This is a genomic window from Oikeobacillus pervagus (assembly GCF_030813365.1).
GTDB classification, from domain to species: Bacteria; Bacillota; Bacilli; order Bacillales; family DSM-23947; genus Oikeobacillus; species Oikeobacillus pervagus.
On record NZ_JAUSUC010000001.1, the window covers coordinates 25778 to 49202 of the forward strand.

General features: G+C 36.4%; 21 protein-coding genes and 1 riboswitch. Of the genes, 7 read left to right on the plus strand and 14 right to left on the minus strand.

All coding sequences use genetic code 11. From position 1 onward, the window contains the following. Positions 1 to 101: 101 nt before the first annotated feature. The gene (locus J2S13_RS00145; protein WP_307255624.1) at positions 102 to 1406 is read right to left on the minus strand and encodes a nucleobase:cation symporter-2 family protein; all 1305 of its coding nucleotides are present in this window, start codon (positions 1404 to 1406) and stop codon (positions 102 to 104) included. Beyond that, entirely contained in the window at positions 1396 to 1986 is a 591-nt protein-coding gene (locus J2S13_RS00150; RefSeq protein WP_307255626.1) for a xanthine phosphoribosyltransferase, read from the minus strand. The genes J2S13_RS00145 and J2S13_RS00150 overlap by 11 nt, the downstream gene beginning before the upstream one ends. Positions 1987 to 2114: 128 nt before the next feature. Further along, a riboswitch (purine riboswitch) is annotated at positions 2115 to 2216 on the minus strand. A 347-nt stretch (positions 2217 to 2563) separates the two neighbouring features. Between J2S13_RS00150 and J2S13_RS00155 the strand changes: the two genes are divergently transcribed. From J2S13_RS00155 to J2S13_RS00165, 3 genes are read left to right on the plus strand one after another with little or no spacing between them, the layout of a single operon-like run. Beyond that, a complete protein-coding gene (locus tag J2S13_RS00155; protein WP_307255628.1) occupies positions 2564 to 2716 on the plus strand; it encodes a cytochrome c oxidase subunit 2A in 153 nt (50 codons plus the stop codon). 21 nt (positions 2717 to 2737) lie between these two features. Continuing rightward, positions 2738 to 3214 (plus strand): cytochrome c oxidase subunit II, encoded by a 477-nt coding sequence (locus tag J2S13_RS00160; protein WP_307255629.1) that lies wholly within the window; start codon positions 2738 to 2740, stop codon positions 3212 to 3214. A 2-nt stretch (positions 3215 to 3216) separates the two neighbouring features. After that, positions 3217 to 4866: a b(o/a)3-type cytochrome-c oxidase subunit 1 gene (locus J2S13_RS00165; RefSeq protein WP_307255630.1), complete on the plus strand. Its 1650-nt coding sequence runs from the start codon at positions 3217 to 3219 to the stop codon at positions 4864 to 4866. Positions 4867 to 5170: 304 nt separating this feature from the next. On the opposite strand, the gene J2S13_RS00170 is transcribed toward J2S13_RS00165, so the two are convergent. The 8 genes from J2S13_RS00170 to J2S13_RS00205 all read right to left on the minus strand — a co-directional run bounded on the left by J2S13_RS00170 (position 5171) and on the right by J2S13_RS00205 (position 16186). Then, entirely contained in the window at positions 5171 to 6679 is a 1509-nt protein-coding gene (locus J2S13_RS00170) for a carboxypeptidase M32 (RefSeq protein ID WP_307255631.1), read from the minus strand. A 287-nt stretch (positions 6680 to 6966) separates the two neighbouring features. Next, complete coding sequence (locus J2S13_RS00175) at positions 6967 to 8124, minus strand: THUMP domain-containing class I SAM-dependent RNA methyltransferase (RefSeq protein ID WP_307255632.1); 1158 nt, start codon at positions 8122 to 8124, stop codon at positions 6967 to 6969. Positions 8125 to 8134: 10 nt separating this feature from the next. Beyond that, complete coding sequence (locus J2S13_RS00180) at positions 8135 to 10189, minus strand: sensor domain-containing protein (RefSeq protein ID WP_307255633.1); 2055 nt, start codon at positions 10187 to 10189, stop codon at positions 8135 to 8137. Between the two features lie 577 nt (positions 10190 to 10766). Continuing rightward, complete coding sequence (gene gpsB / locus J2S13_RS00185) at positions 10767 to 11084, minus strand: cell division regulator GpsB (RefSeq protein ID WP_307255634.1); 318 nt, start codon at positions 11082 to 11084, stop codon at positions 10767 to 10769. Positions 11085 to 11213: 129 nt separating this feature from the next. Continuing rightward, entirely contained in the window at positions 11214 to 11774 is a 561-nt protein-coding gene (locus J2S13_RS00190) for an SLOG family protein (protein ID WP_307255635.1), read from the minus strand. A gap of 164 nt (positions 11775 to 11938) precedes the next feature. Next, positions 11939 to 12163, minus strand: coding sequence for a CotD family spore coat protein (locus J2S13_RS00195; RefSeq protein ID WP_307255636.1), 225 nt, complete (start codon positions 12161 to 12163; stop codon positions 11939 to 11941). 459 nt (positions 12164 to 12622) lie between these two features. Next, positions 12623 to 13879 (minus strand): ribonuclease H-like domain-containing protein, encoded by a 1257-nt coding sequence (locus J2S13_RS00200; protein WP_307255637.1) that lies wholly within the window; start codon positions 13877 to 13879, stop codon positions 12623 to 12625. 39 nt (positions 13880 to 13918) lie between these two features. Further along, entirely contained in the window at positions 13919 to 16186 is a 2268-nt protein-coding gene (locus J2S13_RS00205) for a DEAD/DEAH box helicase (RefSeq protein WP_307255638.1), read from the minus strand. Between the two features lie 153 nt (positions 16187 to 16339). Here J2S13_RS00205 and J2S13_RS00210 point away from each other — a divergent pair, with 153 nt between their 5' ends. Continuing rightward, positions 16340 to 16798, plus strand: coding sequence for an Hsp20/alpha crystallin family protein (locus J2S13_RS00210; RefSeq protein WP_307255639.1), 459 nt, complete (start codon positions 16340 to 16342; stop codon positions 16796 to 16798). Between the two features lie 125 nt (positions 16799 to 16923). Here J2S13_RS00210 and J2S13_RS00215 read toward each other — a convergent pair whose 3' ends face one another. After that, positions 16924 to 17415: a YppG family protein gene (locus tag J2S13_RS00215; protein ID WP_307255640.1), complete on the minus strand. Its 492-nt coding sequence runs from the start codon at positions 17413 to 17415 to the stop codon at positions 16924 to 16926. A gap of 181 nt (positions 17416 to 17596) precedes the next feature. Between J2S13_RS00215 and yppF the strand changes: the two genes are divergently transcribed. Further along, positions 17597 to 17776 carry a YppF family protein gene (gene yppF, locus J2S13_RS00220; protein WP_307255641.1) on the plus strand — a complete coding sequence of 60 codons (180 nt, stop codon included), beginning with the start codon at positions 17597 to 17599 and terminating at the stop codon, positions 17774 to 17776. A gap of 118 nt (positions 17777 to 17894) precedes the next feature. Here the strand turns inward: yppF and J2S13_RS00225 are convergent, their stop codons facing one another. From J2S13_RS00225 to J2S13_RS00235, 3 genes are all read right to left on the minus strand, one after another. Continuing rightward, a complete protein-coding gene (locus J2S13_RS00225; protein ID WP_307255642.1) occupies positions 17895 to 18275 on the minus strand; it encodes a YppE family protein in 381 nt (126 codons plus the stop codon). 92 nt (positions 18276 to 18367) lie between these two features. After that, positions 18368 to 18604 carry a hypothetical protein gene (locus J2S13_RS00230; RefSeq protein WP_307255644.1) on the minus strand — a complete coding sequence of 79 codons (237 nt, stop codon included), beginning with the start codon at positions 18602 to 18604 and terminating at the stop codon, positions 18368 to 18370. A 377-nt stretch (positions 18605 to 18981) separates the two neighbouring features. After that, the gene (locus J2S13_RS00235) at positions 18982 to 19977 is read right to left on the minus strand and encodes a DUF2515 family protein (protein ID WP_307255645.1); all 996 of its coding nucleotides are present in this window, start codon (positions 19975 to 19977) and stop codon (positions 18982 to 18984) included. A 114-nt stretch (positions 19978 to 20091) separates the two neighbouring features. On the opposite strand from J2S13_RS00235, the gene recU reads away from it, so the two are divergent. Continuing rightward, positions 20092 to 20700 carry a Holliday junction resolvase RecU gene (gene recU / locus J2S13_RS00240; RefSeq protein WP_307255646.1) on the plus strand — a complete coding sequence of 203 codons (609 nt, stop codon included), beginning with the start codon at positions 20092 to 20094 and terminating at the stop codon, positions 20698 to 20700. Positions 20701 to 20760: 60 nt separating this feature from the next. Then, positions 20761 to 23409: a transglycosylase domain-containing protein gene (locus J2S13_RS00245; protein WP_307255647.1), complete on the plus strand. Its 2649-nt coding sequence runs from the start codon at positions 20761 to 20763 to the stop codon at positions 23407 to 23409. Positions 23410 to 23425: the final 16 nt, after the last annotated feature.

Here is a 23425-nt window from a genome sequence, read left to right on the forward strand (position 1 = left end):
CAATTAGATATGGAAGTGTGCATGTTTTTTAAAAATGAACGATCAGTAGAGTTTACTTTCATACCCACCGATCATTCATTTATCCGATCTATCTACTGTTTTTACGATGCTTTTACATTGTTCATAGATTCTATTTTTTTCGACTTTTGGCCCAATATATTAAAAACAATATTTAATGTAATGGCCGCCATGCTCCCAGCGACAATACCATTCCCTGTTAAAATTTGAATTCCTTTAGGAAATTGTGCAAAAAGGTCAGGAACTACTGTAACTCCTAAGCCCATTCCAATCGAACAAGCCATAATGAGTAAGTTTTCTTGCGTCATATTTACTTTTCCAAGCATTTTTATTCCTTGAGCGATCACCATTCCAAACATGGCAACCATTGCTCCACCTAATACAGATGCAGGAATAATGGTGGTAAAGGCTCCTATTTTCGGCATGAAACCTAAAATGACTAAAAAAGCGGCTGCATAATATAAAACCTTTCGAGTCTTCACACCCGATAATTGCATTAATCCGACATTTTGCGAAAAAGTTGTATATGGGAAGGAATTAAAAAGACCCCCGAGTATGATGGCTAGTCCTTCTGAGCGGTATCCTTTCGCTAAATCTTTCTCCTTGATTTGTTTTTCACAAATATCCGCTACAGCGAAATAAACACCAGTTGATTCAACTAAACTCACAGTTGCAACTAAAATCATAGTTAAAATAGCGGTTCCTTCAAAAGTTGGAATACCAAAATAAAAAGGTTTAATCATATGAAACCAAGAGGCCTCAAGAACAGGTTCAAAATTTACTTTTCCTACGAAAAATGCCACAACGGTTCCCAGTAATAATCCCAATAAAACACTAATCGAACGAATAAACCCATCAAAGAAACGATATAGAAGGATAATGAAGAAAAGAGTACCAAATGAGAGGGCAATATTCGTTAAAGAACCAAAGTCTGGACTGTCTACTCCTCCAGCCATATTATTCATTGCAACCGGAATAAGAGTTACACCAATAATGGTCACGACAGAACCTGTAACAACTGGTGGAAAAAAACGAACCAATTTAGAAAAAAAGGAAGAAACAAGAAGGACGTAAAGCCCTGAAACTAAGATTGCTCCATAAACAGCGGAAATCCCGTATGAACCGCCAATCGAAATCATCGGCCCAACCGCTGTAAATGTACACCCTAATACTACAGGTAAACCAAGGCCAAAGAAACGGCCTTTTATACATTGTAAATAGGTAGCAATTCCACACATTAGAATATCAATAGACACTAAATAGGTAAGTTGTTCTCCTGTTAGTCCGAGAGCACCTCCGACAATGAGGGGAACAATGACTGCCCCGGCATACATGGCTAATACATGTTGAATGCCAAGAGAGGCCATTTTCATCTGATTATCTTTCATTATTTTCCTCCTCAATAAATTGCACCTTGCCGTTTTCTAAAGATTTAATTCTTGCTAAAGATTCCACTCTTAAATTTTGATCCATTAATAGATTTCTTCCTTGTTGAAATGATTTTTCAATCACAATTCCAATGCCAACAATCTCGGCCTCTGCTTGCTGTACAATTGAGCAAAGTCCTAAAGCAGCTTGTCCATTCGCTAGGAAATCATCTATAATAAGTACTTTTTCTCCTGAATGAATCCAGTTCTTTGATACCGAAATTGTATTCGTTTCTTGTTTTGTATAAGAGTACACTTCGGCGGTATATAAATCATCTGTTAAAGTTAATGATTTGCGTTTTCGAGCAAAGACAAGGGGGATCTCCAACTCTAATGCCGCCATAAGTGCAGGAGAAATTCCGCTAGATTCCAATGTTAATATTTTTGTAATCTTCTCATCTGAAAATCTACGAACAAACTCCTCCCCAATTTTCTTCATTAAAAATGGGTCTACTTGATGATTTAAAAAAGAATCTACCTTTAATACATTACCTGATAAGACTAATCCGTCTTGATGAATTTTATCCTTTAATAACTTCATGATGTTGCCTCCTCAAAAAAATAAATGTAAACAAAAAACCCAAAGATGATCGGGCATTCCTTCTTGAGTGAAGCAATGCCCAATCATCTTTGGGAATGAAAAAAGACACATGCGTTTAAATATGTCTTTCTCTTACATTGTTCACACATAGTCAGATTATTTACGGTAATCTGGTAGAAACTCGCAAGCCTTATTCTTGCCATTATATATGTGACTGAATATGAATAATTTATTATCATTATATCAATTTAACGATAAAAATCAACCTAATTCCCGAACATTAAAATAATAAATGGATATAATAATCGTTTTTTCTGAATTATCCGCCAATGAAAAAATCCAATTTTGCCTTATTTTTCACTTCATCCACCTATTTTACATCTTCTCTTCCTCTAATCAGTTCCAAGTTGTATCTTGTTGATTTGTTCAATAGTCGTCATTCTTTTTCATTTTTCTTCACATTATTTTCACAAAAGTGCATACAATCTGTGATTTATATCACAGATTAAGTTCATTTTCCTCACTATTATGATGGTAACGGGGTATATTCCGTTATTTATTGAAGGGAGTGATTTCCTTGGCAAAACCAGAAACAAAACAAGTACAGGTAAAAGTAGACAAAGAAGAATCTTCATCATTGAAAGGCACCTTATATTCTGTATTTGGAATTGGAATCTTTTTAATTATTACATGGTTGGCAGTATTACTAATTTTCTTAGAGCGTTTTTAAGAGAGAGGGGAGTTTTTGATTATGCACATGCATCGCTATGAGAAATGGTGGCTTGTATTCGGTACAGGATCACTCGTTGTATTTCTATTCATTCTTGGAATAAGTGCCTTTCATCAAGGCCATACACCTCCAAGTGCAAAAGCCTTTGTCAATCATGAACAGGTGGACAAAATTGCCCCGTTCAATGAGCCAGGGTTAAAAAAAGTGGAAGGAAAAGATTGGGACTATGAGTTAGTCGTACTAGCATCTGCATTCTTTTACAATCCTGGGGAGGTCGAAATTCCGAAAGGTTCAAAAGTAAAAGTAATTGCTACTTCAAAAGATGTCGTTCACGGATTCGGAGTAGCTGGCACTAATATTAACATGATGCTAGAGCCTGGGTATATTAGTGAATATGTCACAACTCTTGATAAAGCTGGAGAATACTTAGTTGTTTGTAATGAATATTGTGGTACAGGTCACCACACTATGAAATCAATGATTAAGGTGGTGGATTAAGCATGAATAAGGCACTTGAAAAAATTGATCGCAAAGATGCAAAACTGGCCATGGCCCATTTATATGTTGCTTTTACAGCGCTTGCACTCGGTGGTTTAGCCGGTTTACTACAGGTATTAGTACGTTCTGGAAAATTCGAATTACCAGCAAATATTGGTTATTATCAAGTATTAACGACTCATGGGGTATTACTCGGACTGATTCTTACAACTTTCTTTATTCTTGGTTTCCAAACAGCAGCTGTTAGTCGGACTTCAGGGACATTCTCGGATGGGCAAAGATTAACCGGTTGGATCGGTTTCTGGGTCATGTTAATCGGTACAGCGATGTCAGCAACCATGATTTTATTAAATGAAGCTTCTGTACTTTATACATTCTATGCTCCACTTAAAGCTCATTGGATCTTTTATCTTGGACTGACTTTTGTTGTGGTAGGAAGTTGGGTTGATGGAGCCGCCCAAATCTCGAAATATATTTCTTGGCGTAAACAAAACCCTGGTCAACCTGGTCCTTTATTAACATTCATGGCTATTATTAACGTGGTCCTCTGGATTGTCGCAACACTTGGAGTAGCAGCAGAAGTATTATTCCAATTACTTCCTTGGTCGCTTGGTCTAGTGGATCGTGTAGATATCTTGATTAGTAGAACATTATTCTGGTATTTCGGTCACCCATTAGTTTATTTCTGGTTATTACCTGCTTACATGTGTTGGTATGTGATTATTCCAAAAATCATTGGCGGGAAAATTTTCTCAGATTCTTTAGCTCGTATGTCTTTTATCTTATTCTTATTATTCTCAATTCCGGTTGGTCTTCATCACCAATTGACAGAGCCTGGAATTGATGCTGGATGGAAATTCCTCCAAGTTGTATTAACGTTTATGGTTGTCATTCCATCTCTTATGACTGCATTTAGTTTATTTGCTACTTTTGAAACATATGGACGTTCTCAAGGTGCGAAAGGTGTATTCGGTTGGATTAAGAAACTTCCATGGAAAGATGCTCGGTTCGCTGTACCATTTATCGGAATGGTTGCCTTTATTCCAGCAGGTGCAGGTGGTTTAATCAATGCTTCCTTCCAATTAAACCAAGTTGTTCATAATACGATTTGGGTAACAGGGCATTTCCATTTAACATTAGCAACTTCTGTTGTCCTAACCTTTTTTGGAATTGCTTATTGGCTTGTCCCACATTTAACTGGACGTGTATTAACACCTGCAATGAATAAATTAGCGATTGTGCAAGCATTTACTTGGGCGATCGGAATGACGATTATGTCTTCTGCCATGCACTTAGCCGGATTATTCGGAGCACCACGTCGTTCATCCTTCTCAACTTATGGGGATGCTCAACAAGCGATGGATTGGATTCCATACCAAATCGCTCAAGCTATAGGTGGCTCCATCTTATTCCTAGGGATCATCTTAGTACTAGTCATCTTCATTAACTTAGCGTTCTTTGCACCAAAAGGAGAAGAAGAATTCCCAATTGGTGAAGTTGAAGAGAATGCTGAAAAAACTCCAATGATTCTAGAAAACTGGAAAATTTGGATTACTTTAACTATTGCATTAATCTTGATTGCTTATACTGTACCATTTATGGAAATGTTCCAAAATGGTCCGATTGGCTCAAAAGGATATAGACTTTGGTAATGTTTTACTTAATCTGGAGCTTTCCCATCATAGGGAGAGCTCCTTTTGATTATGAGGTATATTTTTATTAAAATGAGGAAAGAAGATATAAGGCAATATGAAATTTCTCAAATCCATAACAGTACCGGGAGTGACATGGGTTGTGATAAATTCCATCCAAGTAAATGAAATCGTGGAATATTCGCCTTTACGAAAATGGCAATGGTTCCCTATTAGCACACGAACATTAAAACCATTCACTAGGACATTTCCCTGGATCCATCCCCTGTTTCAAATCATGAGGTATATTTTCTCAAACAACTACCTAAATGGAGTAGACCGCCCCATATTTTTTAGTCAAATAATCAATTAAATATTTTGGGTTAATCCCTTCCCCCGTCGCTTCTTGCAAGATTTCCAAAGGTTTCTTAAGTTTCCCATATTGGTGAATATGAGTGGTAAGCCATTTCCGAATAGGTTGTAGATTCCCTTTTTCTAACAAAAACGGAAATTCTGGAATATCCTTTTGGACTTGTTGGTAAAACTGTGCCGCATATAAAAAACCAAGGGCATATGAAGGGAAGTAGCCGAAATCCCCTGCTGCCCAATGGACATCTTGAAGCACCCCTGTACGATCATCCTCAGGTTGAATCCCTAAATATTCCTTATATTTTTCATTCCAGACACGAGGCAATTCTTTCACTGATAATTGATCATGAATCAACGCTTTCTCGATTTCATAACGAATGATAATATGTAAGCAATACGTGAGCTCGTCTGCTTCAATTCGAATAAGTGTCGGTTTGGAAACATTGACGGCCTGATAAAATTGATCAAGAGAAATAGAATCAAATTGTCCGTTTGAATAATTTTTTAACAGCGGATAATGATATGTCCAAAATCCGTAATGACGTCCTATAAAGTTTTCATAAAATAATGATTGTGATTCATGGATCCCCATAGAAGTACCATTGCATAACGGTGTTGCAATCAACTCTTTTGAAATGTTTTGTTCATAGATGGCATGCCCACCCTCATGAATGGTACCAAACACAGCCAATCTCCAATCATATTCATCATATCTTGTAGTGATTCGAACGTCTCCTGGGTTTAGACTAATTTCAAATGGATGAATCGTCTCATCTAATCGACCAGCTTCAAAATCATATCCCATTCTCTTTAATACTTCCATACTGAAAGCCTTTTGATTTTCGATTGGAAAACGTTGAAAGAGGAAATCATGATTAATATTTTGGGGCGATAGTTTGATCTTTTGAACGAGTGGGATTAAGGCATTTCGCAGCTCGGCGAATACTTGATCTAATTTAGCAACCGTCATACCTGGCTCATATAAGTCAAGCAATGTATCGTATTTTTGCTCATCATATCCCCAATACTCAATAAATCTTTTTTTGTAGTCCACTATTTTTTCTAAATAAGGTTGGAATAATTTAAAATTATTTTCCTCCCTCGCCTGTTCCCAAACATTCTCTGATTTAGACTGTAAAACGATGTATTCCTTATAAAGCTGATGCGGAATTTTCTTATTTTGATTATATTCCCGTTTACATTCCTGTAATATTCTTTTTGTTATTTCTGGCAGGCTATTTTCATGTGGAGATAAATTAGCAATATAGGCAGCCATTTCTTCAGAAGTAGACATTTTAAATACTTCCGATGATAAGACACTATATACTTCTGCTCGTTGATTAACCCCTTTTTTTGGAGCCCCGGTTCTTAAGTCCCAAAAAAGCAGGTTTATTGCTTCTTGATAGGCTCGCATTTTTTTCACATATTTCAGGAAATCCTGTTCATTTTCTTCTAAATATCCCATATATTTTCCTCCCAAATGGTAAAGGAGCCGAGCGGGTTTTCATAATATTACCGCTCATACCACCTTTCTAAGACGATGTTTTCTATATTAGGTTGATTACATAATGCTCTTAGTGAATGACTCTACATCATTATTTTACCACATTTTGCTTAAAAACAATGGATTAAGGATAGGTGTAACGAAAAAGAAAAGTGCTTCAGTTCCTTTACTCGGCCAAAAACACGGTTTAGAAAACTAAAGCACTTTTTTATATTTTAAAATGTATGAAAATCAAAGCATTCGTTTTACTACGGTTTAACGGTAGATTCTTTTTTTCTAGGTGGGCGCGGTCCCCAATATTGATAAAGATCGGTTCGGATAAATCCGTTAAACAATTTTCGCTTCTTCGTCGCATTTTTCCCGTAAAATTCCTCAAATTCCTCAAGCGAAGTTAAAATATAAATCGACCAAGTGTTTAATGATGAAAAGGCTTCACCCATTTCTTTATACATTTTTTCGACGAGAGGGCGATCTCCTAATCGCTCACCATATGGAGGATTCCCAACAATTACCCCATACTCTTTATTCGTTGTAAAATCCTTTACTTGCATTTGCTTGAACGTAATTAAATCAGCAAATCCGGCTTCAAATGCATTTTGTTTTGAAATCTCAACCATTCGATGATCAATGTCTGAACCTATAATGTCAAGTTCTTGATCATAGTTAGCTAAATCTTCCACTTCAATTCGGGCCTGATCCCAAATGCTCTTTTTAATCCACGGCCAAGTTTCTGACACGAAATCACGGTTAAATCCAGGCGCAATATTCTGTCCAATGAGTGCCGCTTCAATAGCGATGGTGCCCGACCCACAAAACGGATCGACGAACGGACGATCTGGGGTCCATCTTGACAATTGGACAAGTGCCGAAGCTAAAGTCTCTTTTAAGGGCGCTTCCCCTTGAGCTACTCTATACCCTCTTTTATGTAAACCGGCGCCACTTGTATCGATAAGCAAACTGGCTTTATCTTTTAATAATGCGACTTCAATCTTAAATAATGGTCCATTTTCATCTAACCACGTCTCATGCCGATACGATTTTTTGATTTTCTCTACAATCGCCTTCTTCACGATTGCTTGACAATCGGAGACACTAAATAATTTAGATTTGACAGATTTCCCTTGAACGGGGAATTCTGCATCGATAGGTAAATATTTTTCCCAGGGAAGAGCCTTTGTCTTTTCAAACAACTCATCAAACGTGAACGCTTTAAATTCACCAACTAAAATTTTCACACGGTCTGCCGTTCTCAACCAAAGATTAGCGCGGACAATCGCCGTTTCATCTCCTTGAAAAACGACCTTTCCGTTTTCTACTTGACATTCATAACCTAAATCACGAACTTCTTTCGCTACGAGTGCTTCTAAGCCCATTGCAGCGGTTGCGATGATTGTATACATTGACATATTTCCACCCTTACTTTATCCACTCAGCTTCCCATTTATAGAAGAAGTCTATGAGGTCATCCAATGGTAATGGTTTTGAAAAATAGTACCCTTGGACAAAATCACATTTCTCTTTTTTCAGGAAATCAAGTTGTTTTTCATTTTCGACCCCTTCAGCGATTACTTTTAAATGGAGACTATGGGCCATTGTAATAATCGCTTCCACAATTGATGAATCTTCATCGAACTTACATATACTTTTAACAAAACTTTGATCAATTTTCAAGGTATCTAACGGGAACCGGTTTAAATAACTTAAAGAAGAATAGCCAGTTCCAAAGTCATCGACGGATATTTTAAATCCATGTTTTTTCATCTGTAATAATTTATGAATGGAACTTGTTGCATTTGGCATAATCGTACTCTCTGTTAATTCAATATCGATAAATCTTGCAGGGATCTTTTCTTTTTCTGTAATTTGAATCATATTCTCAGCAAATTGTTCTTCACGAAAGTAAAGTGGAGAAACATTCACTCCAAAACGTAATTTTTGAAAGCCTAACCTATGCAATTTTTTAAAATCATGGCATACTTGTTTTAAGACCCAATCACTTATGGGAACGATTAATCCCATATCCTCCGCTAGAGGAATAAACTCTCCTGGTGGAACCGCCCCTTTTCTCCGGTTATTCCAACGAATAAGCGCCTCTACCCCTTCAATTCTATTCGTTCTCAAATTGATTTGCGGCTGATAAACTAAGTGAAATTCCTTTCTTTTAACCGCTTTGTGGAGATCCGCCTCGAGTTTTAATTGCTCATTATTATTCGTTTTCATTTTTTCATGATAAACAGCAAAGCGGTTTCTCCCTTGGCTTTTTGCCTCATACATCGCTTTATCGGAAGCACGTAGTAAGTTTCCAACCGAGTGTCCATCATCTGGAAATACACTAATTCCTATACTGATGGAAGTGTAGATTTCCTGATTGCAAATCCAAAAAGGAGAATTTAATACTTGAATAATCTTTTCTGATAATAAATAGGGTTCTCTCGGGTGCTTGATATTCGCTAATGTAATGACAAATTCATCTCCGCCTAAACGGGCGATAATATCTTTATCTTTCAGCAATCCTTTTAGGCGATTGGCCACTTCAATTAATAACTGATCACCAGCATCGTGTCCAAGATTATCATTAATTTGTTTAAAGCGGTCCATATCTAAATAAAGAACAGCTAATTGCTGATGATACTTCCTGGATGTATGAATCAATGATTCCATTCTTTTCATATAGGAGTATCGATTGACTACTCCTGTTAATGAATCATAATGAACTAATTTTTTCAATTCTTTTTCAGTCATTTTCTTAACGGTTATATCTGTAAACACTCCAACAAAATTAATGACCTTCCCCTCACGATTGCGAATTGCACTGATTGTTAAGCATTCTGGAAAGACCTCACCATTCTTCCTTTTGTTCCAAATTTCCCCTTGCCAAAAACCTTTTGTTAAAATCGCATCCCACATTTTTGAATAAAAAAGGGCATCATGTATACCAGATTGGAGGATCTTTGGTTTTTCTCCAATCACTTCTTTTTCACTATAACCCGTTACCTTTTGAAAAGAGGGGTTTACAAAGATAATTCTTCCTTGGTCATTTGTAATCATGACACCCTCGTTCATATGTTGAAATACTTGGCTTGCTAAAGCTAACGGTCTTTTCATATCCATTTGTTTTGTTATATCAGTGAACACAATGATATAACGAAAGGAAGAATTCGACAGTTCCTTTATTCGAAGCTTGGTTAATAAGGCTTCCCCATTCTTTCTATATTTCTTAACCACACTTTCATTACTTTCTTCATTCAATGAAAGGCGGGCAAATAATTGGTGACATGTACGCTCATCTTTAAAAAGGATGGAATAGGGTTTTCCAATGTATTCTTTTCCTTCATAATCCAACATTTGTTTTCCCTTTGCATTCATCGCTACAATCTTGTATTGGTCATTTAATAAAACAACCCCTTCACTCATTAATTCATATGTAGCGACATAGGCTTCTTTTAGGGTTGAATCATTTAGTTCTTTCAATCCGAGGCCCTCCTCAACAACTATCAGAACCATATTCTTACTATTGATCGTCAATAGTAGAAAAGCTCCCCTACTGATGAGGAGAGCTTTTCAATTTAGTAAATATTTACTTGCGTTTGTTTGGGAGTTTCCTGTCGTATATACGGGTCTTTAGATCCATATTTTCAGGCAACGACATTTCTTGTAATAAACCTTGTCCGACTTTCAAACAAAAAGTTGCTTTGATGTTGGGGGTTTACCTCGTATGTTCATCACCATTAAAACAGAGCACTCTCATTCTATAAACTATCACTAATTGAAAGCATTACCGACATTATTCATACTATTTCTTACTTAAGTATAGGAGAAAAGTAACTGAACTTCAATGATAATATGTGACAGCTTTTTTAAAAATCGAGAGTCCCTTTTCCACTATTTAGGGAACTAAAAAATTTAATACTGTGGATACCCCTTGAAAAATGTTGTCCACTTCTAATTAGCCAACATCTGCTCGTGAACTACCTCGCAGTGTTTCCTTTATCTCAGTCGAAGACTTGCGAATCCGTACGCCGATGATCGAGGCGCTTCTGCATTTGCACTAATTTTCATATAGTTTATTTCCAAAAACATGTCTTTCGAGATTGGATAATCTCTTTAAAATATCGAAATTTGTTGATCCAGTAGCAGGTTGCGTTGGAGCTTGGGGTTTTTGCTTTTTATTTGCATCTTCTAGTTGTTTTTTTAATCTTAAGTTCTCTTGTTGAAGTTCTTCAATTGCTTGATGGAATGTTTCGTAATCTTTAATAACTACATCCAAAAAGCTATCGACTTCTTCCTGTTTGAACCCCCGCATTACTATTTTAAATTCTTTATCATAGATATCCTTTGCTGTAAGTTTAACTTTATTAGATAACATAACTGTCATCACCTCATAAATTTTCCAAAACATCCATTTTATTTTTTCAAAAAATAGCTCGATTGTCAATAAATTAAAAGAACGATTCGACCGCTATAGCCATAAGTTCCCCCACTAAATCGGTAAAAATTAGGACTCTTCTTGTCTTCTTAGCTGTTCCTCTTCGACTATTAATTGTAAATCATAGAAAGTGATCATTCTAATCAAATAGGAATATTTTTCTTTATACTTCCGAGCTTCTTTCAGAAAATATTGGGGTGAACCAGGCTTTTCTTCATCATAAATTATTAGTACTCCATCTGTTTTATGCAAAAAAATACGATTTTTATTATGAAATTGCTTTGGCGTTTTATAGGGGGTGTTGGAGATTGCCGAAACAAAATCAGCTTGAGCTAAAATCATTTCATACAACTCCTTATTTCCTTCATTCCATCTTTCCTCTTGATTCAAAAATGGAGTCAAAACCGCAAGCTTTACTTCTGGAAATTCTTCTTGAAGCTCATACACTACTTCTGCAGCCCAACATTCGATTCCTAGTTGCCCGCTAATTAAAAACCATTCTACCCCTTCATCAATCAAAGAGCGTATTTCCTTTTCTAAAGCGAGTTTAATAATCGTAATAGCTGGATCATTCGGGCGAAAAATTCCCAATTCAAACGGTTTGTAACCTGTAATTGTTACGACCTTCAATTCAATAACCCCTTATGTATTCATTATCCTTCCACTAGTATATTAAAAATGCTTTTATAAAACAAAGAAATATATTTATTTTTGAATAATCATAAAGGAAAATCGGTCGTTTCCCTTTGATGAGAAACAATAAAATAGGCAAGGGCCTCCCCTTGCCTGAATGATTAACACCCGAACGGTGGCCGACCACAGTTCACATGTTGGTGTTGAACATTATTTACAAAAGACTGAGTTTGTGGAAAGTGATGCTGATGTTGATACATTTGATGGTTTATATTCGTAGTATGTGTTGGGTGAATATGTGGTACGATAAATTGCTGATTGGTATGGTTCACACAACATTTTGTTGGGTGTACAACCGCAGGCAATACTTTTGGTCTGCAAAACATAAAGCATATCCCCTTTCATCTATTTTCTATAGTACACTATATAACTATGTGTATAGGGGAGGACCTGTCTAATGCAAACACCCAATTTATAGGAAATTATAAAAACTTTCTCTCAACGACGTCATCACAATTGCTGTAATTCCAATCATAACAAAAAACAAAACTAATAAAGCACGATACAATGGACATCAACCCCGCAAAAAAATATTACAATCTTCAACATTATCATACAATTTATTTACAATAATTTCAATTCATAGAGTGAAAAATAGTGAATTTTTAGTGAAAACATAAAAAAATGCAAAAAAATGTTCATAATTTTGCAAGTTTCGTCGAATACTGCGCTTTCCTAGGAAATATCCTTTCCTATTATATAGGTCTTTTTTTGATAACAGTTTACATATTTTGACCTGTAGGATAGAGAATCATGCCTATATTGAGAAATCTTGAAAGGATTGTTTATTCGTATTTCCCTATTTTTACATGTAAGCGCTCCACTCTCTTCATTATTTCTTGATAGTGACCATCCTGCTTTTTTTCTAAAGAATTTAACACTTTTGTAGCAAATTTCAATGCTTCTGGGTAGTTTTTTTCCTTATGCTCATAATACTTACTTAGTTCAATACAAGAGTCCAAATGAATCTCGTCATTTGGTTCACTCCCCACCATTTCATGCCAAAGCGGAACTGCTTTATTATATTCCCGATTACGTTTATAGTTCTGGGCTAGAGCAAACTTTGCTCTTCTATCCACTTCCTTCTCCTTGTCTTTCGCCCCAATCATTTTCTCCAAAATGATCCGCTCTTTCCAATATTCCCCTATATATTGAAACCATTTAGCCACTTGTAATTTTTCTTCGGATGTCTGTGTTGTATCCAATTGAAGCACTTGATAACTTAAATGAATATACAAACTAATCAAACTCAAAATATCGATTTCATTATGCTTTAGGATCCCAAACATACCTTCTGGGTCTTTTCGCTCCACATAATCAAAGTAAATCATCGGTGCTAAATAGCCCGGGATATCCTCCTTTCGTCCAACTTGAAGAATATCTTTTTCTACATTCGCTAACTTAACAGATTCTAACTTGTGCTTCCATAATCTTCTAGCTGCATGATAAAGATCAAAATGCCCAAAGGCTGGAAGTTTTGGTACGTGATCTCGAATTAATGTATGGCGTGTTTTCAATTGAGGCCAATCAAATGACTTTCCATTATATGTAACCAAAGTTCGGTAATCTACTCTTTCTAAAAAGCTTTGGTAAAGAGCAATTTCATTTCCCGGCTCTGGTAAAATATGTTGGCGGAGGATCACCTTGTTTTCAAATACTCTTGCATGACCTAATAAAAATATCGTATTCCCGACTCCACCACCGAGGCCGGTCGTTTCAGTATCAAAGAAAAATAATTCATTCACGTTCAGCCCTTTTGCAGACAAAGGGTGAACACCATCCCAATCATTCCATTTTTCCACTACCCGGTTTAAATGTTGAAAAGAATATTTCCCGTGTTGGAAATCCAATGGATAGATGACTTCCCTTATCAAACAATATTGTTGATCAAAATAATAAGCTTGAACATCCCACTTCTTCCACTTGTCAGAAAATGGGATGTTCAGAGAAGTTGATTCCATAACGGGGGTTGGTGTTATTTCCTCCTCATAATGGCGAATGATATGAGATTTCATTCTCTGTAATTTATTTCGTAATGCCACACTCACACTTCCCTTGGAAATCGTATTTGATGATTGCTTTTAAGCTAAAAACATCGCTATTAACTTTTCTACATCTTCTTTTGCGTGTTCTTGGGTTGCTTCCATTCCGATACAACTTGGACAACCATTTTCACATGGACAGTTTTCGATTAACCTCTTTGTTTGATATAAAATCGATTCTATTTCTTTGTACAACTGCTCACTAAGACCAATGCCACCTGGATAATGATCATACAAGAAGATGGTTGGCTTTTCATTATGAGTTGCTTTCACTTGGGGCACTATATGAATGTCTTTAGGATCGCACATTAAAAATAGTGGGACAATCGTTTTTAGACTATGTGCGACCCCTATGAGTCCTTGTTCTAGCCTTTCATCTGACATTTTCGATTCCGCCTGATGGAATGCAATCCAAGCACCATTCGTATGAATTTCTTCTTCGGGTAAATAAATCGGACCAGACCCAATATTTTCATGAGTCTCAAACTTGATCTTTTTAAAGATTGTAGCCATCGCATGCACCGCTAAATCCCCGTATGCGATACTAGAGCTTTTAATCTGACGTTCTTTGTCAACTTCTAATACTTGTAATTGAACAGCTAAGTTGGCATCTGTATAATAGTCTACCTCTACTTCACGAACAAAAGCTTTCTTCTCATCCCAATCCAGTTTCTCTACTTGAAATTGAATTCCTTGATGTAAATAGATTGCTTCTTCATGTAATAATGTCATGGCACTAAATCGATCCATTTCCCCAATAACTTTTGCCTGCCCTGTTGTGGTAATATCAATGATCACCACATTTTCTTGTGAGGCAGACCTCAATGAAATATTATGTGCTGGGAAGGAATCATTCATCCAGTACCACTGTGAGCCATTTTGATGCAAAATTTTTTCATCGGTTAAAAATTCAAGAATTTCATCCACTTCTTCATTTCCGAAAATCTCCCCTTTTTTGAAAGGGAGTTCATATGCGGCACATTTTAAATGATCAATTAAAATAATTAAGTTATCTGGATTTATTCTAGCTGTTTCTGGGGTGCTGTTGAAAAAATATTCTGGGTGCTGAATGATGTATTGATCCAATGGGTTGCTGCTAGCGACCATGATGACGAGTGATTCACTATGTCGTCTTCCAGCCCGTCCTGCTTGCTGCCATGCACTTGCTATGGTTCCAGGGTAGCCCGTCATAATACACACTTGGAGTTGCCCAATATCGACTCCAAGCTCTAAAGCATTTGTACTTACTACTCCATATATATCTCCATTCCGTAATCCTTTTTCAATTTCCCTTCGTTCTGTCGGAAGATACCCTCCGCGGTAGCCACGAATTGATTTTGCTCCCAGTTCAAATTGAACCACTTCTTGTAAATAGGATAGAAGAAGCTCAACACGCACACGACTTCTAGCAAAAACAATCGTCTGAATTTTGTTTTTTAACAGTTTTGCCGCTAGATTCCGAACTTCTAAAACGGCACTTCTTCTTATATTCAATGGTTTATTCACAACTGGTGGATTATAAAAGACAAAATGTTTCCTTCCGGTTGGAGCACCATTTCTTTCGATTAATTGGACCTTTTCTCCTGAAATCTTTTCCGCTAATTCACATGGGTTGGCGATGGTTGCCGATGTGAATATAAAAATGGGGTCACTCCCATAGAACTGGCAAATTCTTTTTAACCTTCTCATTACATTCGCTACATGGCTGCCAAAGACACCACGATAAATATGAAGTTCGTCAATCACCACATATTTTAGGTTTTCAAACAGAGACACCCATTTAGTATGGTGAGGTAAAATAGCTGAGTGTAACATATCTGGATTTGTCATCACGACATGTCCCGCTTTCCGTACCTTTTGTCTAATAGTCGCAGGTGTATCCCCATCGTATGTATAACTATTGATCGGTAAACCAATGAGTTCAATTAATTCATTCATTTCGCTTTTTTGATCTTGTGCTAATGCCTTTGTAGGAAACATGTAAAGGGCGCGGGATTGGTCCTCTTCAAGAATTTTTTGCAAAACAGGTAGATTATAACAAAGGGTTTTCCCAGATGCCGTCGGGGTAACCGCAACAAAACTTTGATTTTCCATTGCCAATTCAAAAGCATCGCGTTGATGTGTATACAATTGATCAATTCCCTTTTGTTGAAGAGCTGAGATCAATTTGGGGTGAATTCGTCCCGGAAACGCTACTGTTCTTGCTGCTTTCGCTTCAATTGTTTTCCAATGAACAATATTTCGATTGATCGCATCATTTGATCGAATCCAGTTCATCACATCCTGAAGATTTTGTTTACTAAACATGTCTTTCACCTCATCATTATATTCTAGCGAATAAACGTTCTGATTAAAAGGAGTATTTTTACCTGTGACAATGAAGTTCGGTCCAGTAATGAACATTTATCTATTTGGTTGAATAAACTGAAATGGGAGTTTGAAGTGAAAGGAGAATTTGATATGTCAGACCATCAATCAGACCCTAAAAAAGGGATTCAATTTGGGGATTTAATGAAAACAATGAATTATTTTTTTCACGAAAGACCTGTTAAAGGAGTTTTACAAAGTATTGATGAGTTTTTTTCAGGTGCATTCCCCGCTTCCAATTTTGGGGTTGACTTAAGAGATCAAGGTGAGCATTACGAACTGATGGCGAAACTTCCTGGAATAAAAAAGGAACAACTGCATATTGAAGTGCATTCTACATTTGTTTCCATTCTAGTTCAATCAGAGGAAGTAGTCGAAGAGGAAAATCAACATAAGCAAACGTTTAAGCACCACTCCTTATACAAACAGCAATCAAGAACCATTCCATTGCCAACTATAATCGATGAAAGAAAAGCTCAGGCAGATTATGAGAACGGGATCTTAAAATTGACATTGCCAAAAGTGAAAGGAAGAACTTTGTATTTGGAATAAATATAAGCAGGAGGCTACCTGCTTTTTTCTATTCTTAAGAGTGATTAGAGTTAAAAGTTATACTCCAAAACACTTCCAGTATAAAAAAGGGATCTAGGGTAGCAATTACGCTACCCCCTTTTCAATCAAGCTTTAAATAATCCTCCAAAACCTTTTACCATGCCTGAAACTTGATTCACCACGTTAATCATTTGCCCCGCTGTATTAATCATCTTATTATAGTCAATCGTGCCATCTTTATTTTTAAATGAATTCATAAATGTATTCATCCCTCCAATAGGAGGCGACTGTGGAGGGGCCCCATTTGGATAAGGGTGATAATAAGGACCAGGGGACATAAAGTTTTCTTTATTTTTTTGAAATGGGTTTTCAAAAACAAAAGTATTCCCATTTTTTGAGGCCTGATAATTCTGGACTCCATCACCAGGAAATACCGGGAAAGGAAAACTACCATTTCCTTGAAGAAAAGATGATTGAAAGGGATTGTATATATTAGGAAGAGACTGGCCCGGAAACAAAAAGTTCCCAGCATGATTTGGAAGATTTCGAAAGTAAAAATCATTTCTAACATCATATTCTCCATAATATGCTGGAGCATATGGCGATGTTGGATACATCTTTTGTTCCTCCTTCCAAACACTTCATACTCATGTTAATATATGTGTTCTAGATTCGAAGAGTGCGTGATCAACCTTTGCGAATATTGGTGGTTTATAGCAAAAATTGTCCGTAAATAAGGATGCTAACATTTTGATATTTATGTTAATATAGAAAAAAAGAAAAAGGGAGGCATTTTAAATGACGATCTACGAGCTTAAAAAAATATTTTTTGAAAAAAAATCATATGCTCCACATGATTCCAACCAACTTCTTGATTTCGCCAAAAAAATGTATTTATTCAATGAACTCTCTTATAAAGAATACCGCAATGTTATTCGTGATCTTGAACTCGAAGGGGCTATAAATCCTATCGGTTAAATCCATTTTCTTTCCTCAAAAAAAGGACAAACAATAATATCAAGAGTCATTATGACCTTCATATTCTATTCTCACTTTTCATTTAAAAAAATCCTTCCATTTTTCCGGAAGGATTTTTTCAACTGTCTTTACTTTCTTCGCTCATTTGCAATTCATCCATCAATTGTTTTAGAACAAAGTCGATGGAGCGCACATAATTCTTAAATCGCTTATAACTTGATTCTGGAAAAAATGCTTGTACAGATACAAGTTCCAAATTTTCGACCGTCGCTTTTATTTGATTCGCATGAAATGTTTTTGGTTTTGGTACAATATAATCCAGCCATTTTCTCGCCAGATTTCCCCAGTCTTCACTAACCTTTTTCACTTGATTAGCAAAAGGCTTCACTTCTAGATAAAAGTCCCCTCGTTGCCCAGACTCCCTTACTTGATCATATATCTGATTAGCTTGAAAGTTTAATTCAATCAATTGATTTGTTAATTCTTTTAAAGATTTCATACAAAAAGATTCCAATCCTATTTTTATTATAATTTATCATCTTAAGGTGTTCCTAAACAACAAAAAAAGCAGCTAGCCGCCACTTACCTATTTTATAAAGATTTATATTGAAGTTCAAGTTTTTGAAGTGTCGCTGGAGTTTTGTTTAGTGATTTCAATTGTTCTTCCATATGGGTTAGTTTTTGATGTAGTAAATATTTCCTGTCCTGAAAATTTGAAATGGATTTTTGAATTTCGGAGTTCACCTTCTTTTTTAGGTTTTTTTCCAAATGATCCACCGATTTTTCCAGTTGTTTTAATGAAAATAATATTTCCTGCCTTTTGATCATCAATTTCTCCCCTTTCTTAATCTACTGTATTCGTTCTGATTTTCTTTATCCCTTCCTACTTGACAAAACTAGAAGCAATTCGCCAAAGAAAGAACGAATGACTAACCTTTCGACATCAGGGCGAAAAAAATACATGAATGAAAGTGGGGAAACCTCAAAGAATAAAAATGGAGGTGGAAAAGATGGAAAAAAAGAAGAAAAAACAGCCAATAAATAAAGAAAATCCTTTGGAAACGAAAGCTGCCGGCGGAAATCCAAAATTAGTGGGGCCGAATCGTCCTTCCACTTAACTTCAGTAAATTGGAAAGAAGAAAGTAACGGGTTAAACAAACTGATTATTCCCGTTACGATTTTCTTTCTAAATTCCTTAGCTTCTCCTATGAAAATAGACGCTTCCATTTTGCAAAACTTTGAATTTGAAGGTGCTTTTTGTAGATCCAATCCGTCAACAATATGGGCTTATTCATCGTCGAGGGATGAAACCATTTGTCTATTATTTTTGTCTCATCAAACCAATCACCCCGTTTTTCTATCGAATGATCCACGATTGCATAGATTGTTTTCCACACCGGAGTTTCACTTGAAAAGGATTTGCGCAAATACTTCTCATAATCCCATCTTGAACCTGTGTGTTCCACCTTTTTAGCAAATCTTAAAAAATCCGCATATAAATTAGGATGGAATAATATTTCCGATAATAGATTCCCTAATACTATTCTAGAGTGTACTCGCTTGAAATTTTTCACGCTTGATCCGAATAAATCTCCATTTAGAGTTGGAAAAACAATGAAACTAAAGTGAAATTGATCCTGTATATAGAATAAAAGGGACCGAAAGACTCTTTTTTTATACTTTCGATGTTTTAAAATAGGATTCTGGATTACGTTTTGCTCATTTATGATTAATGCTTGTAACAGTCTTTTTTCATCCTTTCGATTCCAGAACCATTCCCATTCTTTTGCCATAAATTGAGAGACTGTAAACTGCGGTAATAATGAAAATAAAGGTTTGCCTATTTTTTTGGAGTAATAGTAGATCATCAGTTGTGGAAATGCATCATGGAAGATGAGCCAATTAGCGTGTTCATAAGCCAAATAAAACATCTCTCTTTTAGCTTTTGGAATGATGGTTTGAAAAGCAGGACTGGCTAGATCGCACATATTATACCCAGCATTTCTTGATACCATGGAGGCTAAAAATGCCCATTTTATTTCAGGGTTTCGTAAATAATAATATAAATAGGCTGATGTCCTGCTTATATTATCTCGATTCAACTGAAAAGTAATCTCTCGAATCTCATTTATTAGAGTTGAACAATTGTTTTCGTCGAAGTTTTTCGATAAAAACTCCTGAAATAATAAGTTTTTATTCATATTTCCCGCCCCAATTCCATATATAAGCTTATGATTGCGGGATTTAGTAGTTTTTATTCACCCATTCATTACTTGTTTCTGTTATTATATAGTATAGCTTGAGAGGTGTTTGAAGTGAAAATCCATTATCCTAATGGGAAAAAGTACAGGTCATCCCCTACTAATCAACTTTCCCCGAAAAAGAAGATTAGCTATAGTAACAGAGGGATGACATTGGAGGAAGATTTAAACGAAACAAATCAATATTATTTACAAAAAGGGATAGCGGTTATACATAAAAAGCCAACCCCCATCCAAATCGCTCATGTTGATTTTCCAAGTCGAAGTGCTGCGGTCATTAAAGAAGCTTATTTTAAACAACCTTCGACTACGGACTATAATGGTGTTTATAAGGGAAGATATATTGACTTTGAAGCAAAAGAAACTAAAAGCAATACATCCCTTCCGTTACAAAACTTTCATGAACATCAAATCACTCACTTGAAACAAGTTGATCAACAAAAGGGGATCTGCTTTGTCATTATCCGCTTCTCCCAAACAGATGAATACTTTTTATTACCGAGTCAACCATTGTTTCATTTTTGGGAAAGGATGTTAAATGGAGGGAGAAAATCTATTCAAAAATTAGAAATTGAAAAGCATGGTTACTCTATTCCAATACAATTCACTCCAAGGATCGATTATTTAAACGTTATTGAACGTCTATATTATGATTATTTCTAACCTTTAATCATGAAGCATTTTATTACATTTTACTTCCTTTGAAAGTGAGGAATTAAGCTTATGGCTGAACAATTCAAATCTCGTTCTGAAAGAAGGAAAAACCGGCAAAATCAGCAAAAGAAGGAAAAAAAGCCTAAAGGGAATCAACCAAAAGGGAAAAAAGGTTCTTTAGCTAAGCGCATTTTACTGACAATCGCCATTTTAGGGCTCGTATGTATCGCCACTGGTATTGGCGTGTTTGCTTTTATGGTGAAGGATGCTCCAAAATTAAATGAAGCCATGTTAAGAGATCCGATTCCTTCGAAAATTTACGATAAAAACGGAGAATTTCTAACTTCTATCGGATCTGAACGAAGAGATTATGTGAAATATGATGACATACCGAAATTAATGAAAGACGCGATCATCGCAACAGAAGATGCTCGATTTTACGAACACCACGGCGTTGACCTTTATCGAATCGGCGGTGCTGTTGTGGGAAATATTACGGGTGGATTTGGCTCACAAGGTGCAAGTACTATTACACAACAATTGGCGAAGATGTCTTTTCTAAAACCAGAAAAAACAATAAGCAGAAAAGCACAAGAAGCCTGGCTTGCTTATCAACTTGAACGTAAATATTCAAAAGAAGAAATTTTTGAAATGTACGTGAATAAAGTCAATATGTCAGATGTACATGGGATCAAAGAAGCCGCAAAATATTATTATGGAAAAGAATTGGACGAACTTACATTACCGGAAGCTGCGCAACTTGCTGGGATGCCACAAAGTCCAAATAACTATAATCCATTTAAACATCCTGACCAAGCTGAAAAACGACGGAATATCGTACTATCTTTAATGAATCAACACGGAAAAATTACGGAACAGGAAATGAATGAAGCAAAAACGATGTCCGTTGCCAAAACTATTCTGCCGGAAGAGGATCGTAAATCGAATTTTAATAAATTCAATTCCTTCATTGATATGGTTGTCGAAGAAGTCAAAAAAATGGGAGAGTATAATCCATATGCCGATGGATTAAAAATCTATACGACATTAGATCCTGAAGCGCAAAAATACGTAGAAAATATGTTAAATACAGATGAAGTGATTAATTATCCAAGTAAAGAATTCCAAGCAGGAATCGCCCTATTAGATACAAAAACAGGGGAAGTAAGAGCTATTGGTGGCGGACGTAATCAAGAGGTGGCACGTGGATTCAACTTTGCGGTCGATTTACAAAGACAGCCAGGTTCAACGATTAAGCCTCTCATTGATTATGGCCCAGCGATTGAACATTTGAAATGGTCGACCTATCATCAGCTTGAAGATAAGCCCTATACTTATTCAGGAGGTACACCTATTAGAAATGCAGGTGGATCTTATATGGGGCAAATTTCAGCCAGAACAGCTTTAAAGTGGTCAAGAAATATTCCGGCACTTCAAGCCTTTCAAGCAGTTGGTCCTGATAGGGCTTGGGAATTTATGAATAAACTTGGCATTGAGCTTAAGGAAAAACCAGTTCCAGAATCCTATTCCATCGGCGGGATGAAATACGGGTTATCCCCATTACAAATGGCTGGAGCCTATGCTGCCCTTGGAAATAACGGGATTTTCAATCAACCACATACCGTTACAAAAATTGTTCTACGTGATGGTGAAACAGAAGTCAAAAATGAAATTGACCCTGTCATTGCCATGAAAGATTATACAGCCTATATGGTGACCGATATGTTAAAAGATGTCGTTCGTTCCGGTACAGGTGCAGATGCCAATGTTCCAGGGTTGCCTTTAGCGGGAAAAACGGGAACAACGAACTATACAGAGGATGAAAAAAGAGATTGGGGAATTCCTTCCAACGCATCCCCTGATTCATGGTTTGTCGGTTATACAACCAATTATTCTGCAGCCATTTGGACAGGATATGAAAAGAAAAAGAACTATTTATCCCCAAATAGCCAAAGGATTTCAAAAGAAATGTTTAGAAAATTAATGGCCCATGTTTCATCGGATAAGAAAACACCTGATTTTAAAAAGCCAAAAAGTGTCGTTGAAGTAGCGGTTGAAGATGGGTCAAAACCAGCTCGATTACCAAGCAAACATACTCCAAAAGATAAGATTGTTTATGAATTATTCGTCCGCGGTGAACAGCCAACTAAAGTATCGACACATTATGTAGAAAAAGAAAAAATACCGGGACCGAAAAATTTACAGGCTCAATATGATGCTTTAACTCAAAGCATTACTTTATCTTGGAATTATGAAAGTGAAAAACCGGCAAGCTTTGAAGTTACTTCCACATTAAACGGTGGTAGTTCAAATACCCAAACAACGGGTGAAAAGTCCATTGTCATTACTGGTGTAAAACCTGGAGATTCCTATAATTTTTCTGTTGTAGCTATTGTTGAAAGTGAAAAAAGTGATCCAGCTTCCACGTCGTTACAAGTTCCGGGTGGTGAAACAGATGAGCCAGATGATAACGAAGATCTGAATGAGGATGAACAGCAAGGAGAACCTGGAGATCAGGATGATGATCATTCCCCTGGACAGAATCCGGGACAACCTGGGGGAAATCTGTCTGATGGACAAACACCTCCTGTAACCCCACCAGTAACACCACCTAATAACAATGGTGGAAATAATGGCGGGAACAACGGAGGAAATAATGGGAATAATAATGGTGGAGACCCACCTGATCAATCAAATAATGAAAATCCAACCCAGTAGCAGAAATAAAGGACAG

Excerpts from the sequence above, each read along its gene's own strand:
- yppF (WP_307255641.1), top strand. The coding sequence starts at position 17,597 with ATGACGATCTACGAGCTTAAAAAAATATTTTTTGAAAAAAAATCATAT.
- J2S13_RS00150 (WP_307255626.1), bottom strand. The coding sequence starts at position 1,986 with ATGAAGTTATTAAAGGATAAAATTCATCAAGACGGATTAGTCTTATCA.
- J2S13_RS00230 (WP_307255644.1), bottom strand. The coding sequence starts at position 18,604 with ATGATCAAAAGGCAGGAAATATTATTTTCATTAAAACAACTGGAAAAA.
- J2S13_RS00175 (WP_307255632.1), bottom strand. The coding sequence starts at position 8,124 with ATGTCAATGTATACAATCATCGCAACCGCTGCAATGGGCTTAGAAGCA.
- J2S13_RS00145 (WP_307255624.1), bottom strand. The coding sequence starts at position 1,406 with ATGAAAGATAATCAGATGAAAATGGCCTCTCTTGGCATTCAACATGTA.
- J2S13_RS00225 (WP_307255642.1), bottom strand. The coding sequence starts at position 18,275 with ATGAAATCTTTAAAAGAATTAACAAATCAATTGATTGAATTAAACTTT.
- J2S13_RS00210 (WP_307255639.1), top strand. The coding sequence starts at position 16,340 with ATGTCAGACCATCAATCAGACCCTAAAAAAGGGATTCAATTTGGGGAT.
- J2S13_RS00205 (WP_307255638.1), bottom strand. The coding sequence starts at position 16,186 with ATGTTTAGTAAACAAAATCTTCAGGATGTGATGAACTGGATTCGATCA.
- J2S13_RS00195 (WP_307255636.1), bottom strand. The coding sequence starts at position 12,163 with ATGTTTTGCAGACCAAAAGTATTGCCTGCGGTTGTACACCCAACAAAA.
- J2S13_RS00170 (WP_307255631.1), bottom strand. The coding sequence starts at position 6,679 with ATGGGATATTTAGAAGAAAATGAACAGGATTTCCTGAAATATGTGAAA.
- J2S13_RS00215 (WP_307255640.1), bottom strand. The coding sequence starts at position 17,415 with ATGTATCCAACATCGCCATATGCTCCAGCATATTATGGAGAATATGAT.
- J2S13_RS00235 (WP_307255645.1), bottom strand. The coding sequence starts at position 19,977 with ATGAATAAAAACTTATTATTTCAGGAGTTTTTATCGAAAAACTTCGAC.
- J2S13_RS00165 (WP_307255630.1), top strand. The coding sequence starts at position 3,217 with ATGAATAAGGCACTTGAAAAAATTGATCGCAAAGATGCAAAACTGGCC.
- gpsB (WP_307255634.1), bottom strand. The coding sequence starts at position 11,084 with ATGTTATCTAATAAAGTTAAACTTACAGCAAAGGATATCTATGATAAA.
- J2S13_RS00160 (WP_307255629.1), top strand. The coding sequence starts at position 2,738 with ATGCACATGCATCGCTATGAGAAATGGTGGCTTGTATTCGGTACAGGA.
- J2S13_RS00245 (WP_307255647.1), top strand. The coding sequence starts at position 20,761 with ATGGCTGAACAATTCAAATCTCGTTCTGAAAGAAGGAAAAACCGGCAA.